General features: G+C 66.3%; 10 protein-coding genes. 9 read left to right on the top strand and 1 reads right to left on the bottom strand.

Annotation, left to right across the window (positions count from 1 at the left end; genetic code table 11):
* Positions 1-170: 170 nt before the first annotated feature.
* Positions 171-2,510, top strand: a complete 2,340-nt coding sequence (locus tag ACH413_RS40305; RefSeq protein ID WP_360046222.1) for a LuxR C-terminal-related transcriptional regulator — start codon at positions 171-173, stop codon at positions 2,508-2,510.
* Positions 2,511-2,537: 27 nt separating this feature from the next.
* Here ACH413_RS40305 and ACH413_RS40300 read toward each other — a convergent pair whose 3' ends face one another.
* Entirely contained in the window at positions 2,538-3,755 is a 1,218-nt protein-coding gene (locus tag ACH413_RS40300; protein ID WP_360046220.1) for a cytochrome P450, read from the bottom strand.
* Between the two features lie 565 nt (positions 3,756-4,320).
* Here ACH413_RS40300 and ACH413_RS40295 point away from each other — a divergent pair.
* The 8 genes from ACH413_RS40295 to ACH413_RS40260 all read left to right on the top strand — a co-directional run bounded on the left by ACH413_RS40295 (position 4,321) and on the right by ACH413_RS40260 (position 15,219).
* Positions 4,321-6,753, top strand: coding sequence for a LuxR C-terminal-related transcriptional regulator (locus ACH413_RS40295; protein WP_360046218.1), 2,433 nt, complete (start codon positions 4,321-4,323; stop codon positions 6,751-6,753).
* 832 nt (positions 6,754-7,585) lie between these two features.
* Positions 7,586-8,890, top strand: coding sequence for a hypothetical protein (locus ACH413_RS40290; RefSeq protein ID WP_360046216.1), 1,305 nt, complete (start codon positions 7,586-7,588; stop codon positions 8,888-8,890).
* 340 nt (positions 8,891-9,230) lie between these two features.
* Complete coding sequence (locus tag ACH413_RS40285; RefSeq protein ID WP_360046214.1) at positions 9,231-11,174, top strand: S53 family peptidase; 1,944 nt, start codon at positions 9,231-9,233, stop codon at positions 11,172-11,174.
* 142 nt (positions 11,175-11,316) lie between these two features.
* Positions 11,317-11,631, top strand: coding sequence for a hypothetical protein (locus tag ACH413_RS40280; RefSeq protein ID WP_360046212.1), 315 nt, complete (start codon positions 11,317-11,319; stop codon positions 11,629-11,631).
* A gap of 75 nt (positions 11,632-11,706) precedes the next feature.
* The gene (locus ACH413_RS40275) at positions 11,707-12,756 is read left to right on the top strand and encodes a DUF3558 family protein (protein WP_360046210.1); all 1,050 of its coding nucleotides are present in this window, start codon (positions 11,707-11,709) and stop codon (positions 12,754-12,756) included.
* Positions 12,753-13,490 (top strand): hypothetical protein, encoded by a 738-nt coding sequence (locus ACH413_RS40270; protein ID WP_360046208.1) that lies wholly within the window; start codon positions 12,753-12,755, stop codon positions 13,488-13,490. The genes ACH413_RS40275 and ACH413_RS40270 overlap by 4 nt, the downstream gene beginning before the upstream one ends.
* A gap of 32 nt (positions 13,491-13,522) precedes the next feature.
* Positions 13,523-14,143 (top strand): hypothetical protein, encoded by a 621-nt coding sequence (locus ACH413_RS40265; RefSeq protein WP_360046206.1) that lies wholly within the window; start codon positions 13,523-13,525, stop codon positions 14,141-14,143.
* Positions 14,140-15,219 (top strand): hypothetical protein, encoded by a 1,080-nt coding sequence (locus tag ACH413_RS40260; protein ID WP_360046204.1) that lies wholly within the window; start codon positions 14,140-14,142, stop codon positions 15,217-15,219. Before ACH413_RS40265 ends, ACH413_RS40260 begins: the two co-directional genes overlap by 4 nt.
* Positions 15,220-15,389: the final 170 nt, after the last annotated feature.

Below are 15,389 nucleotides of genomic sequence, written 5' to 3'. Positions count from 1 at the left end.
AGGCTCTTGCTCGCTCTCAGCGTGTCGTAGACGTCGCAGCACTGGATCACCCGTTCGGTGAGCTTGGAACTCCTCCAAATGTCCAGCGAACCAGACCACCTGTGTCGTAAGTTGATGAAATGCCTGGTAAACGGGGGGACATCGGGACGGAACAGCGACTACCGGCTCGGGTGTCGTCGTTCATCGGCCGCGAACGTCTTTTGACGGATCTGCAAGATGCAATCGCTCATATGCGGCAGCTGACGCTGACCGGCGTAGGTGGTGCCGGGAAAACCACCCTGGCGCTGGAGCTGGCCAGACGAACTCAACACCTTTTCGACGATGTTCGGCTCGTCGAACTGAGGACGTTGACGAAAGCGGACCTGTTGATCTCGGAGCTGGCCAGGTTGGTGACCGGGCGAGACCAGGCCATCCCCAACTCGATAGACGCGCTGGTCGACCTTCTGATGAACCACGGCAAGCTGCTGCTGATCGTGGACAACTGCGAACACCTGGTCGACCACCTAGCTCCGGTGATTGCCGACCTGTTGGAGGGCGCCCCCTCTCTGCACGTGCTGGCCACGTCACGCGAGCCGCTGGACATTCCCGGCGAGATGACCAGGCGGGTGCCTCCGCTTGAGCTGCCGACGAGCAACAACCTGCTGATCGCGAAGAACTCCGAGGCGATGCAACTGCTGCTCGACCGTGCAGCGAGCAAAGCGCCGGAGTGGAAGCTCACGCCGGAAAACGGGCCGGACGTGCTGGCCTTGCTCCGCTGGACCGCCGGTATCCCCATGACGATCGAGCTGGCGGTCCCCCAGCTGTTGTCGATGTCCGTCAGGGATCTGGTAGCCCGGCTGCAGGCGAGCTCGAAGCTGCTCGGTCGCAACAACCGGTCTGGACTGCGGTATCACCAGTCGAACGACCTGATGATCCAGTGGGGCTACGACCTCGGCACTCCGCAGGGCCAGCTTCTCTGGGCGAGGGTCTCCGTGTTCGCCGGCGGGTTCACACTTCAGGCAGCCGAGGCGGTCTGTGCTGATGAACGACTGCCCACCGAGGAGATCAGCGTCGTGCTGGCTGACCTGGTGCACAAGTCGATGGTCATCCGCTCGCAGGCGGACGATCGCTACGAGTTGCTGACCCCGATGCATCAGTTCGCCGCCGAGAGGTTGCGGGAGTCGGGTGAGGAAGGCGTTCTGCAGGAGCGATACCGCGACTTCTACCTTCGGATGGCGATGACCGCGGCTGACGAATGGTTCGGCCGTGACGAGGTTGGCATCATGCGGCGTCTGGACGCCGATCTCGTGAACCTCAGGTCAGTCATGGAGACAGCCACGAGGTCGCCGGAGACGGCCGAGATCGCACTCGTCATCGCGGTAAGCCTCAGCCGCTGTCGCTTTTTCTTCTTCACGGGCAAGCTCGACGAAGCCCGGCTTTGGCTGCAAGACGCAATCAACGCCGTGCCTCCCGGACAGAGGATCTCGTCGCTCTACGTGGGTGCGCTCGCGATGGACGCGTTCGTCGCGCGCTGCACGGGAGCCGATCCTGACGAGGTGGCTGCAGCGATCGGCAGGGCAGCTGAGATCGCTGAACAACTGGATGAACCGACGCCGGCCTTGACCTTCATTCAAGGCTGCTACATGCACTTCAACGACGGCACGACTGACAAGGTGATTCCCGTCTTCGAGCAGGCGGTCGCCGAACTCGACGAGCTCGGCGAGTCCTTCGCTGGTGATCGGAACATGGCGCTGATGCTGGTCGCGCTCAGCGCCGCACTGTTGTTGGACGACGAGGACACCCCGGCAGGGCGTGAGGAGGCCTTGCGGCTCGCCCGGCATTTCCTGACGGAGTGCGAAAGGGCCGGCGCACCCTGGGCGACCAGTTGGGGGGTGTGGGCGGTCGGGATCGCGCAGATCCGCGCCGGCGACCTTGAGCGCGGCACCGAGGCGGTGATCGAGAGCCTGCGGCAACAGCGGGCCTTGGAAGACAGCTGGGGCCCGGCTTTCGGTGTACCCGTGTTGGCATGGGCGCTGTCCAAGCAGCCCCAACTGACAGTGGAGAACGCGCGCCTGGCCGTGAGTCTCGTGGGCGCCTCATACGAACTCGAGCAGCTCACAGGCATCAGCATCAGCACACACGTTCCCCACACGCGGTTTCGGGATGAGGCCATCGCGCGCTTGAAGAACCAGTTGTCCGAGGAGAAGTACGAGGAAGCGTTCAGGATCGGCGAGTTGGTGCAGGACATGGACGAGGCGGTGGCTATCGCCCTCGACGGAGTTCTTCCCAAGCGTGCGACGCAGTCAGGCTCGGCGGCGTCGGACGACACGCCGCCTGGTTGGACCGAGAGGCAGTGGGTGGTCGCACAGATGGTGGCGCAAGGCATGACGGACCGGCAGATCGGGAACGAACTCGGTCTGTCCCACCGCACCATCGAGAGCCACGTGCACGCCGGTTATCGCGTTCTCCGCCTGCCCCATGGATCTCGGGTTGCGATGACCACATGGGTCCACGAGTACAAGCAGGACTGACCGCGAGGTGAATGCTTGCCGACGCGCCTACTCCAGTACCACCTGCAGCTTGGAAACGCCGCCGACGATCGAGGCGTCCATCCGCGGTGGCATGGGGTCGAGCAGCCGCGCGTTCGGGAACCGCTTGGCGGTCTCGGTCAACGCGGTCACGCCTTGGAGGTGGGCGAGATTCCGGCCGAGGCAGTTGTGAGGTCCGTGGCCGAAGGCGAGGTGCCGACGGTCGGTGCGGTGCAGATCGAACTCGTCAGGGCGATCAACGGTGGTGCCGGGATGACGTCCAGCGGCGCTGAGCGACACGAAGACGATCGCTTTCTCCGGAACAAGGATGTCGTCGATCCTCATCGCCTCGAGGGTGACCCGGTGGGTCGTGTTCCTTGTCGGCGCGTCGTAACGCAGTGTCTCGTCGACCGCGGCGCGGGCCAAGGTCGGGTCTTCGACCAGGCTGCGCCACCGGGTGGGCTGAACCAGAAGCGCGTACATGGCGTTGGCGATCAGGCCCGCGGTCGTTTCGTGCCCACCCACCACCAGCAAGAACAACTGAGCCATCAGCTCGTCTGCGGTCAGCACGTCGCCATCGACGCTGGCGTGGACCAGCCCCGAGATCAGGCCGTCGTCGGGCGCCGCTCGAACGCGGGCGATCTGCTGAACGAGATACGCCTCCATCGCATCCGACGCGGGCATCGTCTGCTGAGGGTCGTCGAGCACAAGGGCAGAGCTCCACTCGTGGACCCGTTCGCGGTCTTCGACAGGCAGGCCGAGAAGCTCGCACACGACCGTGATCGGCAGTTTGTACGCGAGCTCATCGACCAGATCGAGCGGCACACCAGTGGGAAGCTCAGCCAGCAGCTCGCCGGTCAGCTTCTCAATCAGCGGCTGTAACCGGTTCACCTGTGCCGCGTTGAAGCTCTTCGACACCAGGCGTCGCAGCCGGGTGTGATCCTCGCCGTCCGAGTACATCATCGACGGCCCGAACATTCCGGACAGCTGCACTTCGTCGGCTTCCTGACCGGCCTCAGCGAGCTGAGCTCGGATCACGTCCTTCAGCAGCGCGGACTTCTTGCTGAGCCGGGGATCGGCGAGCAGCTCCTTCGCTTCTTCGACATCGACGGTGAACACATAGATCCGCAATCCCCTCGGTACGTGCGTCAGATGCACCTTCCTGACCGCGGTCAGCGAACGCTCTGCCGCGTGGTTGCCGTACCCAGGCTGATTTGTGACAAGGGTGCTCGTGTCCAGTGGCGCCATGCCCGCGCTACTCCTGTCGTGTGTCGTGAAGTCTTCCCCAGTACCCGTTGACCACGTGAGTGATCACAGGCGTTCCTGCATCGTGCAGGGCCGAACGCGGGCTGTCTTCAGTAGTTGCTTCAGTAGGGCCTACTGAAGCAACTACGTACTGCGGGTTGACCCACCTCACCAGGCGTGCGCGCGCATCGGACGAAGACGGGTAGCCGAGTCAGGGGTTCTACGGTTGTGTCCGATCCATCCAATGATCCAGAGTAGAAGTTCGGCTACGAATAGTGATTTCTAGTTGAAGGACCTGGCTGGGAAGACGTGGGCGACATGCGGGATTCGGTCAGCGGGGAGGCCGGCCGAATTCCGACATAGTCCCGTCAACATGTCTCCCTGACAGCGAGAGAGCGAACATGTAATCCGCGACCGTGCCGCAGGCCTCGGCTCTAGAGCCGAACAGCCCGCCGCCCTGAGTGTCAGCATGAGCTCCGTTAGGTGTCGGACCGTCAAGTTGGCGGCCCGACACCTAACGGAGCTCACACCGGCACGACGCGGAACGCACCACGTGTCTGGGAGAACAATGACTACCGAGCGGCCGCTCTCCGATGAGGAACTCGACGCAGGCTACGCCGTTCCTGCTCCGCGCCGGTCTGTCACGGCGGACGAGACCCTGGTGGCCGGCGAGCTCACCAGTCTGATCGGGCGCGAAAGCCTTCTGCAGGAAGCCTCGCAGTGCTTCGAGTCGGCTCGGGTGCTGACATTCATCGGGCCTGGTGGTGTGGGCAAGACCAGAGTGGCCGAGCGCCTCTTCAACGCGGTGGCCACAGGTCGCTCTGTTGAGTACGGCCGGGTGCATCTCGCTGACCTTCGCGACGGCGAGGACCGGCTTGCGCCGATGATCGCGCAGGCGTTCGGGCTTCGAGAGAACTCGCCGGCGCCGGCTGAAGATCTCCTCATCGACTACCTGCGGTCACGCCAGGCGCTATTGCTACTCGACAACTGCGAGCATCTGGTCGGGCACCGTCCTGGCAGCGGGCCCGTCCCGAAACTGCTACGCAGGCTTCTCCTGGCCGCTCCAGGCCTGAGGGTGCTGGCGACCAGCCAGATCCGGCTCGGTGTCGAAGGGGAGCATCTGCTGCAGGTTCCTCCGTTGTGCACGGGCTCAGAGGAGTCTTCCGACCCCAGCGCACTCAACGTCGTGCACGAAGCCCTGCGGCTGCTCATCGTGCGTGCCCGCGCAGCCGGCGTCGAGATCGCCGAATCCGCTTTTCCTCTGGCCAACAGGCTGTGCAGAGTACTCGACGGCCTTCCGCTGGCAATTGAGCTCGCCGCCGGCCAACTCGATGTCATGAGCCTGCACTCGATCGTCGAGCATCCTGACCTGCTTGAGCTCCTTGTGGACGGCCCCTCACAGGAGGCCCACCACCGCACGCTGCGGACGATGCTGGACTTGTCGCAGAAGCTGCTCGACCGTGATGAGCAGCGCATGTGGGCACTGATGACGGTGTTCGAAGCCGGGTTTGACCTCGACGCGGCACAAGCGGTGTGCGGCGGTCAGAACATCGGCCGTGCACAAGTTCAGCCGTTGCTCTCTCAGCTGGTCCGCAAATCGCTGCTGCGCGTCACCCACCGGGACGGCTTCACCCGCTACCGGATGCTTTACGTGATCCGGCAATACGGGCAAGAACTGCTCGACACCGACACACACCACACTGTCGGGCAGGACGTGTCAGCCGTACAGGCGCACCAAGATCACGCCGACTACTTCGGTGAACTCGCGCGACAGGGCGCCCAGTCATGGCTCGAACACGGCGAAGTCGAGTGGATGTATCGCTTGCGCGCGGAACTCCCGAACCTGCGTTCTGCGCAACGGCATTACCTCACGCACCTTGACCAGCGTCCGCGCGGACTCGAACTGGCGATCAACCTGACGCGAACGCGATGCCACATCTTCGCCGGTCAGATCAACGACGCTCGTAGGATGCTGAAGCTAGCTGTTCAAAGCGCCAGCCCGCCGCCAGAGCCTGTCCACATCGCGGCTGCTTCAGTTCTCGCGTGGATTGCGTTGCTCCAAGGGCATCATGACCTGGCCAGGCCGCTTCTCGAACAGGCTGAACGGGACGCGGCCGCACTCGGCGTGCGGGAGACGATCACGCCGCTGCTGTACGCGTCGGCAACGTCGATCTTCCTGTGTGAACGCGATACGACGAAAGCCCGGGAGGCTCTGCCTGCGTTGGAACGCGCGGAGGCGGCATTTCAGCGTGAAGGCAACGCCGGTGACACCTACATGGCCACCCTGTTCAGGGCGATGGCGGTCGCGTTCTTGGGTGAGCGAGAGCAGGCATTTCTGCTGTGTGATCGCCTGATGTCCCTGGCAACCGCTGCCGACGCACGCTGGTCCATGTCCTGGGCGATGTGGACTCGCGGCCTGACCGAGTTCGTCCACGGCAGCGCGAAACGCGCCGTCACACTCGCACAGGACGCGCTCCGCACACAGCGCCGGATCGGCGACACCTGGGGCCCGACGTGGAGCACCTGGCTGATCGCGGTCGCCGCCGCGAAGATCGGCGATCACGAGCTCGCAGGCCGGGTTCTCGGCGTCGTGAACACCGTCCAGCAGGACTCCTCGACGCGCGTGCACAACATGCAGCCGTTCCTGCGCGTGGACCGTCAGGTCCGGGAGCACGGCCGCCACATGATCGGCGCCGACCGGTTCGATCAGGCGATCGCGGACGGGGAAGCACTGTCCGTTGAGGACGGACTGGCTCTGGCGTTGACACCGCCGCAGGACATGCACCGCACGCGGGCCGGCGAAGATCTCCTGACCGCGAAGGAACGCGAAATCGTCGAGTACGTCGCGCTGGGCAAACGTTACGCGGAGATCGGGGACGAGCTCGACATCTCTGATCGCACAGTCGAGGTCCACGTCCGCAACGCCAAGCGCAAGCTCGACATCAGCAGCAAGAACGAGCTCATAGCCTGGTTCCTCGAACCGCTCGGCACGTCTGCCTGACATCACGCATCGCCTGCGGAACCGTGCAGCACCGCTCACGCGGCGGCAACGCCAAGCGCACCGATCAAATGGCGCCAAATATAATTCGATGGCGCCCGCGTTCTCCCGGACACCTCACCCGTAGCGGCCTGATGCGAAACCCTTAGATGCACGCGCCGCACGACCGTCGAGCACTTGGCCGACACGAGCACGCGACAGCGAAGAACACGCAAGCCCCACCACAAAGAAGTCACTTCCGCACGCACGAAAGTCTAGAGGTACAGCCTTTCCGGCAGCCATCTACGCAGCTCAAGCTACCTCGAAGCACACGCCTACGGGCCCACGAGGACTCGCCTACGGGTAACCACGTAGACATATTCATTGATACGGGAAAACTGACTCGAACCATCCCAACAACTACGCATTGACAACTGAAATAGTTCCAATAGTGTTTGCCTCAACGAGTTGCGGACCAACTGAGCAAGAACCAGTCGTGAGTCCATTAGATTTCATTCTCGCTCCGAGCAATCGGTGACAAACGGTCTCACTTACGCCACTGCTCCGCTTCCGTTCCGACGTGCACCTTGGGGGTGAGTGGGATGAGTGCGCGGACGATGCCGCCAAGCAAGCAGATCATGCACTCAACGGCCGCGGTTCGTCACACCACGACCTCACTCACGACTCGATGTGCGCCAAACCCTCGCCGCCGGTTCACCAACGTCGGCGAGGCGGTGGCCGAGCGGCGGACCTGGGAGGGATCCGCTGCTCGGCCGCCGACCACCGCATCGCAATCGCCCGATAGGCGTTTGACGGTGCCGCGACCGACATCTCAACGCCCTGGGGGAGGATTGCGTTGCCGAAAAATCAACTGCGCTGGGCACACAGCAGCGCAGGGCTTGCAGTCGTGCTGGGCATGCGATCAGATCCTGTACCGCCTGCACTGATTGCACACCTGCAGAACGTGACCACGGCTGATCCAGCTGAGGATCTCGTCGGGCTCGAAGGCAAGCTCCGCGCCATCGTTGCCACACTGACGTCCCGCACCAACCATGTCGAGCGCTCCATCGCCGACTCTCACCGGAAGATCGCGGACGCGGGACGCAGTTGGAGCCCGGTCGCTTGGTTCCGTCGGCTAGGCGCGAAGACATCACGGTCGAGCGAGATCGCGAGGCAAGCGGACCTGCGCCAGTCGCTCGACGCAGCTGTCAGCGCTCGGGACACCTTGCGACAGTTCGTCATCGGTCTCGACGCGCCGTCCGGCCTGTTGCGAGAATCCGCCGCGGGCTGGCAGCGCTCCCCGGACGTACCTCCGAGCGTCGTCGCGTTCGGGCCAGAGGACAGCTTCGTCACCGCGGACTCACGTCGCCTGGAGAGAGGCTGGGCGAGCGCACGCGTCGCCGGGGACATCTACGGCGAAGGTTGGCGTCGCGACGGCGACGATGACGGCCCCTACAGCCAGCCGATGGACCGCGCTGGGCCGTGGAGGATCGGGTTCATCCCCCGCACCGGCGAGGTCTACGCGTCACGGCACTGCGGCTATCTGCCCCAAGAGGTATGGCTGCTGGGCAAAGATTTCGAAGCGCAGCACGCTCACACGATTCTGGATGGCCTGCTGCCGCGAATGCGCGAACCGAACTCATTGATCTTGGCGGCGGGAGTCGTGCACGCCGAACGGAGCCTGCGCAGCACTCGAGAACGCACCGCGCTCCGACGCCCAGGAGTCACGAGCCCACGCGACCGAGGCGGGAGAACTGGGATGACCATGCGGCAACTGGCCGTCGCCATCGGTATCACCATGGCTGCGTCCGTCGGCTGCTCGGCACGGTCCGGTTCAGTGCAGCCATCTACTCCAACATCCGAAATCGTTCTGTCCGTGCAGATCCCTCCACCGGAGTCGCGGAGCCCTCAGGCCACGGTCGAAGGTGAGGCCACCTGGCTGACGGGCCGGCCAGGATGCATCTCACTGGTCACCGAGGCCGGTCAGCGTTTTCAGTTGTCCGGCAGCGTCGTGCTGGACAACGAGCACCGGGCCCGCATGGGTGAGCAGCCACGGGCACAACGGGTGCGCGTGACCGGGTACGTGCCTGAACGCGGCACCTCGCCCTGTCATCTCGGCCCCACATTCGTCGCGGAAAAGGTAACCGCCATGAACAGCTAGAAAATAACATCAACACGATCACCGAGACCCGTTTGTCGTTGGGTTCGGGCACCCTGCAATGCCCTAAAACTGGTCGAATAAATAAGACAAGAAATACTCCGGAACACGTTGACATCTGCGATCACCGCATTGCAGCCTAGGAGCTACCAGCACATCTGGGCAGGTCACGAGCATGGTCGAAGGTCCTGATCTCACGCAAGACGACTTCGCCATCGCGACGGGTTCACATTCCTAGACACAAGCCAGTCGCCTCGTTCCGCACGCATTTCACTAATGACATTGAGATTGCCGTCATACCCGGCCGAGTCCGGGTGAAGCTATGAATTCGGGGGCTTTGAACATGGCAGTACGTCCATCCCGCGCATCGGCACTCGTCGGCTGCGCGGCACTGGTCGGGATCCTTGGGACATCCGCCGCTCAGGCGGACCCGAGCCTGGCCGGCGACCGCGCGGCGATCGAGGGCAACACGCCGAGCTGGGCCACCCCAGCGGCGAAGGTCGGCGAAGTCGCCGGTGACGAGGTCCGTCGCGTACGGATCGCGTTGACGCTCAAAGATCGGCGCGGCGCCGAGGCGCTGGCCAAGGCGGTGTCCATGCCCGGCAGCCCGTCGCATCGCAAGTTCCTGTCCTCGCAGCAGTTCGTGGACCGCTTCGCGCCCGCGCAGTCCACTGTGGATCGGGTGACCGGCTGGTTGCGCGGCCAGAACCTGACGGTGTCGGAGGTGTCGGGCAACCGGCACTTCGTGACCGTCGAGGGCAAGGTCTCGGTACTGGAGTCGGCGTTCCGGGTGCGACTGAGCAAGTTCAAGCTCTCGACGAAGGCCGGTGCGCTGGAGTTGGCTGCGCCGGAGTCCTCCGTGTCGGTGCCGCGCGAGCTGCGCGGCGCGGTGGAGGCGGTGCTGGGCCTGGACGACAGCGAACGCACGATCGCCCCGAAGCAGGTGGCGATGCGCACGCCCAATGGCGCACCGGCCCGGCCGCGCGCCGACGTCAAGGCCGCGGGCGACCCGAACAGCTGCGCGCTGTACTGGGGCGAGTCAGTCAACACCGCAGTCCCGCGGAAGTTCGCCGGCGACCTGCAGTCCAACGCGCTGTGCGGCTACGACACCGCGCAGATGCGGGGCATCTACGGCCTGGGCGGGGGCAACACCGGTGCCGGCCAAACGGTCGCGATCATCGGCGCCTACAACCACGAGCCGATCGTGTCCGACACCAACCGCGCCGCCGCAACGTTCGGGTCCCCGCAGCTGACGGCAGGCCAGTACTCGGCGGTGCTCGCCAGCCGCTGGGACGACATCCAGCAGTGCATCCCCGAGTCGTGGGCGGGCGAACAGGCGCTCGACGTGCAGGCGATCCACACCATCGCCCCTGCTGCGAAGATCATCTACTACGGGGCGTCGAGCTGCCGGACGCTCTACGACGCGCTGAACAAGGCCGTGCAGGACAACAAGGCCAGCGTGCTGTCGAACTCGTGGGGCGCCTCGGGTGAGAACCAGCCCGCCGCGGTGCGGCAGCAGATGGACAGCATCGCGCTGCAGGCCGCTATCCAGGGCCAGGCCATCACCGTGTCCTCCGGCGACGCGGGCGACAACGCCGGCAACCCGGACGTGCGCCGCGCCGCCACCGACTTCCCGGCCTCGCACCCGTGGGTGACCGCGGTCGGCGGCACGTCGGTCGCCGTGGACAGCAACAACAAGGTCAAGTTCCAGACCGGCTGGGAGATCTCCGGGTACACCCAGTCCGGCCAGAACTGGACGCCGCAGCAGGGCGTCGACGGCAAGTTCGCCGGCGGCGCGGGCGGCGGCGCGAGCTCGCTGTACGAGCAGCCCGACTACCAGAAGGGCGTCGCACCGGGCACCGGACGTCGCATGCTGCCGGACGTCTCCGCGCTCGCGGACGCCTACACCGGCATCGGCGTCGGCTTCACCACCCCGGACGGCTACATCGAGTACCCCTCCGGCGGCACGTCCGCGGCCGCGCCGATCATCGCGGCGCTCGTCGCGGACGCCCAGCAGGCCCAGGGCGTCGAGCGGTTCGGGTTCCTCAACGGCGCGCTGTACCAGATGGCGGGCAAGGCCGGCATGACCGATGTCAAACCAGTCGCGGCCGGTGTCTGGACGCCGTACATGGTCACCTACGGCCACGTCGACGTCCCCGGCAACCAAGGCTCCTACCTGGCCGAATTCGACGGCAAGCCGCAGTCGCTGCAGAGCGGCACGGGCTGGGACAACGTCACCGGCGTCGGTACCCCGGCCGCGGGATTCCTGACCGCATTCGCCAAGTGACCCACCAGCATCAGTCCACAAGGGACTGATCCCCAGGGCCGCGTCGCCCGTCTCCGCACCCCCAGGGCGGACCCGCAAGCGCGGGCGGCGCGGCCGCCCCTCCCGGCTCGTACCGGCTCTTCTCGGATCTGGAGCAGGACCATTGATCGCTCGCAGGATCGTCACCCGATTGCTGGCCACCGCGACCGTCGTCTCGGCGATGACGCTGACCGTGCTGTCCGGCACTACCTCCGCGCAGGTCTCCCCCCGCACCGGCGGGGCGGAGTCACCGACGCTGGTTGCGGTCGCCGTCGACGCGCACGCCGCCACCGGATTGCACGCGACCGGATTCGGCGCGGTTGACGTGACCGTCCGGACGCGAGCTGGCACCGACCAGCCGCTCAGCCCGGCCTGGATCACCGGCCTGCGCACGGCTGGTTTGCAGTTCTCCCGGGCCGTTCGGCTGCTGCGCCGCTGACCGGCCCTGACTTCCACTCCCATCAGTCTCTCGTGCCACCGGGCACATCCCGTTCGGATCAGGGGGATCACGAACATGGCTCTACGACAGCGTTTCACCCTCGTGCTGGTGCTCGGCACGGCGCTGCTGGCCTCCGCGTGCACCGAGGACGCCCCCAGCGCTCCCGAGGGCGCTGGGGAAGCTCAACCGGCGAAGATCGAGGAAGCGATTCCGCAGGAGTACCGCGCACTTGCCGAGGCCGCGGCGGGCTACAGGGCGATCGACGCGTGCGGTCTGCATGATCCGGACGCCGCGAAGGAAGTCACCGGTGACGAACTCGATGAGCTCGTGCCGTCGCAGGACGGCATGCAGGAATGCGTGCTGCGCACCCACAAGGGTGAGTTCAGGGCCAGCTGGACGATCTATCTGGAGGTCGGCGAGGCCTTCGACGCGTCGCAGCGCAAGGATGCCGCCCCGGAGACCATCGGCGGCGTGGAGGTGTTCGTCTCCGAGGACGAGCGGACGTGCACGCTGGCCAAGCCGCTCGACGCCGACCGGGCGATCGTGCTGCGCACCAGCCCGTCGGGCACCGGGGAGGACAAGCCGGCCAAGACCAGCTGCCAGCTGGCCAAGGAGTACGCGAGCAAGCTCGCTCCGCTGTGGAAGGACTTGCCCAAGCGCGGTTCCGGGCGCACGACGCCGGAGCTGACGCTGGCGAAGCTCGATCCGTGCACGGTGGCGTCGGGTGCGCTGGAGCTGTACGGCAAGGACGCGGTGTTGCAGCCGTCAGGGCCGTTCGCGTGCACCGCGAGGCCGCTCAACCCCGGGCCGCCCTCACGCGACAAGGGTGTGGGCCGCAACGAGGTCGGCATCACGCTCATGGTCGATGACGACCCGTCGGCGCTGGTCAAGCCGGGCGATCAGAGCGCCCGTGAGGTGACGGTCGCCGGCTACAAGACGGTGATCTTCCAGGGTCGTTCGGGCTGCACCAGCTACATCGTCTACGACCCGGACACCAGCATCGTGCAGGACAACCGCGCCACCGAGGGCGGCGTGCTGTACCAGCAGATCCGCATGTCCACAGCGACCTGCGACGTCGCGCAGCAGGCGGCGGAGAAGGTGCTGTCGAAGGTGGGCAAGCGATGAACGCCCGCCGTCTCACCCTGGTTCTCGCGGCGACCGCGCTGGCGGCCACGGCGCTGGGCGGGTGCAGCACCGTCGTGCCCGGCGCCGCGAGGCCGGAGTCCGTACCCAGCAGCGGCACACCGACCGGGACGTGCGCGCGCAGCAACGAACCCGAGGTCTGCCAGGAGTGGACGGACATCAGGCCGAAAACCGGCCAGGACTTGCTGCGCATCGCCGAGGAGGATCCGGTCGCCGCGGCGCAGATGCTGTGCTCGGCGTTGTCAGGTGAAGTGCTGGACCGTTTCCTGGGCACCGGCCACTACCGGGTCATCGCCGACGGCCCGCGTAGCCCGACGTGCACGATCAGTTCCGATGACAACAAGAAGAGCGCGGACGGCAAGTACGAGTCCGTCCTCGAAGTCGAGATCTTCTTGTCGACCAAGGAATCCCTGGCTCGCGATCTGTCCATTTTGCAGTCCAGGCCGGATACCGCGGCGAAGGTCACCGAGCTGTCCATCGCGGGCAGGCCCGTGATGCGCGTCGGCGATCCAGACGACGCGAACGGGCAAGGCCGCGACAAGGAAGAGCTCTCCGTCGCGGCGCTGGGCGACAAGGAGAAGCCCGGCGCGCTGCGGATCCGGCAGAGCCTGCGGCCTCCACGCGGCAGCAAGGTCGACGCCCCGGTGGACCGGGCCCGTCTGGACAGCATGCGTGACCCGCTGATCGCCGAACTGCTCACAGTCCTTTTCCCATAAGCCTCAACGCATCCTTGTCGGGGGACAAGATCATGACGACCATCAGGAACCTGACGCGCGGCGTGCTCACGCTCGCCGCCGCGGCCAGCCTCACCACCCTGCCCATCGCCCACGCCACCGCCACGGTGGCCGCGCAGGACAAGCCCAAGCAGATCACCTTGGGTGACCTCGACCCGCGTGTGGATGCCAAGACAGTCGGCGCCCCGTACGACCCGTGCGCACTCGGCTGGCAGGCCTTCCCCGCGGAGGTGAGGCCGGACAAGGACATCAAGCCCCGGTTGCGCGCGCCGGGTGCGAACGATGTGTTCCGTACCGGTTGCAGGTATGACAACGGCGCGGTGTCGGACCTTACGGCGTCGCCCGAGAAGCGCGGGCAGCTGAAGAACTTCTTCGCGCTGGTGGTCTGGGCGAAGCCCGGTGAGATGAAGACCGCGCAGGCCGATCAGCCTGGTTCGCAGCTGCACACCTTCGGCGGCAAGACCGGGCTGATCATCTCCGGGACCAACAAGTCGAGCAACGAGCCGCTGTGCACCGGGATCATCCCGCTGGCCAACGGCACCGCCGCGATCGCGATCACCAACGGCCGCTTCGGCATCGACACCTGCTCGATCGTCAAGCACGTCGGCGAGGTCATCGCCGGGAAGACGCCGTGAGCGCGCGCCTGGGCGACGACGTCGTCATCGTGCCGCTGTCCGACCAGGTGGCCGTCGTCGGCGCGAGCACCGCGCAGCTGACCGCCGGGCCGGAGACCGACACGGAGAAGACGCAGCCGCTCTCGCCGCTCACCCCCGCAGCGCTGTTCCGCCACGCCGTGCTCTTGCGGCTCGTGGACTGGCGCCGGCCCGGTGTGCTGGTGACGGTGCTGCTGGCCGCGATCCTGATCGTGCTCGTGACGCTGCTGCTGCGCTTGCACGACAACACTCGCACCGGTGCGGCGCCCACACCGCAGACCGTGACGGTGACAGCCACCCCGGCACCGCCGATGCGGGACCGACTGCCCGCCGCCGCGCAACTGGACGCGGCCGCACCGCGAGCGATGAGCGACGCGGAGCTGGCGGCGCTGCCGCGCGCGGCCGTCGGCGAAGCCTTGACGGGCGCGCCGGTCGATCCGGCACCCGGTGCCGATCCGGGCACGGTCGTGTTGCACCCCACCGTCGACACCCCGGTGTATGCCGAGCCCGGCGGGTGCGCGTTCGCGGTGCTGCCGCCCCGGCAGCTCCTCACCCCGACGTGGACCCCGGTACTGGAGCGCAGGCCGGGCTGGGCTCTGGTGATGCTGCCCTCGCGGCCGCATCCCAACGGCGCGGCGGCGGTCGGCTGGGTCCACCTGCGGCCACAGGTCGAACTCGCGCACGGTGACCGGCGGGTAGAGATCGACACCGCTACCGGCAAGGTCACCGTCCTCGCCGAGCTCGGCCACGGCACCACAGCGGCCTCGGCCCTCACCGGCACACCGGCATCGGTCGCCGTAGCCGCCCGCACCGGCGGCCGCAGCTTCGTCGCCGCCGGCCCGGTCGACGCACTGCCGTGGCTGCTGCAAGTGCTGTGGCCGTTCCACCTCGACGCCGACCAGCTCTGCACGGGCCCGATGGGCGGGATCACGGTGCCGGGCTTGCCCGCGGCGTCCCCGCTGGGCGAGGTCGACGCCGCTGGCTGTGTCCCCACTCCCCCCGGTGTGCGCGACGCCCTGCGTGAGGTGCCCGCCGGCACGGCGGTGCTCCTGCGCTGACCCCAGCCGCGGGTGCGGCGGACCGCCGCTCGGGGGCGACCGGCACGCCGCACCCGTACCCACCCCCACCGAGAAGCAGAAAGACATCTCAGGTTTTTGAAAGTCAAGCCGCCGTGGCGAGAGGAGGTGGAAAGGCCCGATGTTCGGTGAAGCTGTGTCGATGCTGAAGG

Source organism: Lentzea sp. NPDC020367 (assembly GCF_044387305.1).
Lineage (GTDB): Bacteria > Actinomycetota > Actinomycetes > Mycobacteriales > Pseudonocardiaceae > Lentzea.
This window is presented reverse-complemented; position numbering and strand designations above follow the sequence as displayed.

Coding starts and splice junctions, on each gene's coding strand:
- ACH413_RS40300 (WP_360046220.1), bottom strand. CDS start 3,755: ATGGCGCCACTGGACACGAGCACCCTTGTCACAAATCAGCCTGGGTAC.
- ACH413_RS40295 (WP_360046218.1), top strand. CDS start 4,321: ATGACTACCGAGCGGCCGCTCTCCGATGAGGAACTCGACGCAGGCTAC.
- ACH413_RS40285 (WP_360046214.1), top strand. CDS start 9,231: ATGGCAGTACGTCCATCCCGCGCATCGGCACTCGTCGGCTGCGCGGCA.
- ACH413_RS40275 (WP_360046210.1), top strand. CDS start 11,707: ATGGCTCTACGACAGCGTTTCACCCTCGTGCTGGTGCTCGGCACGGCG.
- ACH413_RS40270 (WP_360046208.1), top strand. CDS start 12,753: ATGAACGCCCGCCGTCTCACCCTGGTTCTCGCGGCGACCGCGCTGGCG.
- ACH413_RS40265 (WP_360046206.1), top strand. CDS start 13,523: ATGACGACCATCAGGAACCTGACGCGCGGCGTGCTCACGCTCGCCGCC.